The organism is Mycobacteriales bacterium (genome assembly GCA_035550055.1).
Taxonomy (GTDB): Bacteria; Actinomycetota; Actinomycetes; order JAFAQI01; family JAFAQI01; genus DASZTV01.
Window position 1 is genome coordinate 1 of the sequence record DASZRO010000075.1, and the last position, 2816, is coordinate 2816.

4 protein-coding genes are annotated in these 2816 nt (G+C 70.3%); 3 read left to right on the plus strand and 1 reads right to left on the minus strand.

Annotation, left to right across the window (positions count from 1 at the left end; translation table 11 throughout):
- Positions 1–129: 129 nt before the first annotated feature.
- Entirely contained in the window at positions 130–1098 is a 969-nt protein-coding gene (locus VG899_11215; protein HWA66926.1) for a GNAT family N-acetyltransferase, read from the minus strand.
- An 80-nt stretch (positions 1099–1178) separates the two neighbouring features.
- Here VG899_11215 and fdxA point away from each other — a divergent pair, with 80 nt between their 5' ends.
- From fdxA to VG899_11230, 3 genes are all read left to right on the plus strand, one after another.
- Positions 1179–1508 (plus strand): ferredoxin, encoded by a 330-nt coding sequence (fdxA, locus tag VG899_11220; GenBank protein ID HWA66927.1) that lies wholly within the window; start codon positions 1179–1181, stop codon positions 1506–1508.
- A 21-nt stretch (positions 1509–1529) separates the two neighbouring features.
- Entirely contained in the window at positions 1530–2621 is a 1092-nt protein-coding gene (gene dapC, locus VG899_11225) for a succinyldiaminopimelate transaminase (protein ID HWA66928.1), read from the plus strand.
- On the plus strand, positions 2614–2816 hold a 203-nt coding region (locus tag VG899_11230), incomplete at its 3' end, for an acetyltransferase (GenBank protein HWA66929.1). The genes dapC and VG899_11230, both read left to right, overlap by 8 nt.

Consider the following 2816-nt stretch of genomic DNA (forward strand, 5'->3'; position numbering starts at 1 on the left):
GGGCACGGGACGACGCTAAAGTTACTGACAACCGTTGTCAATATCCTCCGTTTTCCCGAAGCAGCACACAACGTGGTCACCGAACCGGACGATCGGCGTACGACGGGACAAGGTGCGGGGTTGTGTGTGCTACTTCGGGGAGGACCAGTAGCGGTAGTCGTGGTGGACGCGCAGGTTGAGGCGCCGGTAGAGCTCGATCGCCGCGGCGTTGCCGACCTCCACCTGCAGGTACACGTGGCGGGCGCCACGGCGCGCCGCGTCCTTGAGCGCGCCGAGGGTGACCGCCGCGCCGAGGCCTTCCCGTCGGCGATCGGGAGCCACGGCGACCGCGAACAGTCCGGCCCATCGTGCGTCGACCGAAGCGCGGGCCACCGCGACCGCTCGTTCCCCGTCTCGCAGTGAGAGGTACGACGCGGCCGGGTGGTTCTCGATCACGCGGCGGCCGACCTCACCCGGTGCGTGCGCACCCTGGGAGTAGCAGGCGTACCACGCCTCGTCCGGCGCATCCGCCGCAACGAGCTCCAAGCCGCCGGCCACCGCACCCGCCACCGCATTCGGCATGCCCTGCAACGCATGGGCGACCTCGCCGGTCATGACGTGCGACACGGCGCCGAGCTGCCACCCGCGATCGGACAGGTACGCCGGAAGCTGCGGCGGGGACGCCCCGTCGGCCTGTGAGACGGTCGGCGGCAGCCCTCGTTCGGCGTACCAGTCGGTGACCAGATCCAACGCCCGCTCCAACGGAACGCCCGCATCCCCCACCGCCATCGCCGAGTTCGACCGACGGGTGAAGCCGCCGGACGCGCGCAGCAGCCAGTCGCCGAGCCGCACCGTCTCGAGCGCCCGCCACCCGAACGCGGCCAGCTGCTGGACCTCGGTCGGCGTAGCGGTGGCCGACCGGCCGGGCGGCATCTCGCGCCGCGCCTCGATACTGGCGACCGCCACCTTCGCGACCGAGCCGTCCCGTCGGCGGACCGACCAATGCTCGGGATCGGCCTCGACGATCTCCCCCACCACGCTGATCGGACCGACCGGTGTGGCCACCCGGAGGGTGACCTGGGTCCCGTTGCGCGGCACCGCCGGGAGCTCGTCAGCCACGAAAATGCGCTCCCGGTTTCGCATGTGGTCCAGGCGACCGTGATACTAGAAGGCGTTGCAGCCGAGGGAGGATCTGAACAGTGACGTACGTCATCGCCGAGCCGTGTGTCGATCTGCTCGACAAGGCGTGTATCGAGGAATGCCCGGTCGACTGCATCTACGAGGGCGCGCGCATGCTCTACATCCACCCCGACGAGTGCGTCGACTGCGGTGCGTGTGAGCCGGTCTGCCCGGTCGAGGCCATCTTCTACGAGGACGATGTGCCCGACAACTGGAAGGACTTCTACAAGGCGAACGTCGAGTTCTTCGAGGAGATCGGCTCGCCCGGCGGCGCATCGAAGACCGGGAAGATCGACAAGGATCACCCCTTCGTCGCCGCGCTGCCACCTCAGGCGCACGACGAGCACTGAGGTTCTCCGAGCGGTCCGCCAGTGACCTCTTGGCTGGGAAGCCTTCCGGACTTCCCGTGGGATCTGCTCGCGCCGTACGCCGAGAAGGCGCGCGCGCATCCCGACGGCATCGTCGACCTGTCGGTCGGTACGCCGGTCGACCCGACGCCCGCGATCGTCCAGCAAGCGCTGATCGCGGCCGCGGATGCGCCGGGCTACCCGCTCACTGCGGGCACCCCCGCCCTCCGCGAGGCGATCGCGTCCTGGTTCGAGCGCCGTTTCGGCGCGACGGTCGACCCGGCGGCGGTGCTTCCGGTGATCGGCACGAAGGAGCTGGTCGCCTGGCTGCCGACGCTGCTCGGCGCCGCGACCGTCGGCTACCCGTCACTGGCCTACCCGACGTACGACGTAGGAGCGCGGATCGCGGGCGCGACAGGGCTCGCGGTCGACGGGACGGTCGCGCTGGGGCCGGAGCGGCTGGACCTGCTGTGGGTGAACTCGCCGAGCAACCCGACCGGAGCCGTGCTGCCCGCAGAGCACCTTCGCAAGGTCGCGGACTGGGCCCGCGAGCGCGGGTCCGTGGTCGCCAGCGACGAGTGCTACGCCGACATCTACTACGGCGAAGCGCCGCCGGTGTCCGTCCTGTCCCCGGAGGTCTGCGGCGGCAGTCACGACGGTCTGCTCGCGGTGCACTCGCTGTCTAAGCGCTCCAACATCGCCGGTTACCGGGCAGGGTTCGTCGCCGGTGACCCGGCGCTGGTCAAGCGTTTGCTCGAGGTGCGCAAGCACGCCGGCATGATCGTCCCGGCGCCGGTGCAGGCTGCGACCGTGGCGGCGCTCGGCGATGACGACCACGTGGTCGCACAACGCGCGCGCTACGCCGCCCGCCGTACGTTGCTGCTCGGCTCCCTGCGCAGTGCCGGCTTCACCGTCGAGGACACCGGCGCAGGCCTGTACCTGTGGTCGACGCGCGACGAGGGGTGCTGGGACACCGTCGGGTGGCTTGCCGAGCGAGGGATCCTCGCGGCGCCCGGGGAGTTCTACGGCGCGGCGGGCTCGCGCCACGTGCGGATCGCACTGACGGCGACCGACGAGCGCGTCGCCGCCGCAGCCGCTCGACTTGTCCGTGGCTGAGATCGCCAGGCCGAGCCACACGGACAACCTGCGGTTTCGCCCACTCGTTCGCGACGACCTGCCCATGTTGTTCGAGTGGTTGCGGCAGCCGCACGTTGCCAAGTGGTGGCGAGAGGTCCCTGCTGATCTGGCCGCCGTCGAGGCCGAATACGGACCGTGCATCGACGGCGCGGATCCGACCGAGCTGTACGTCGT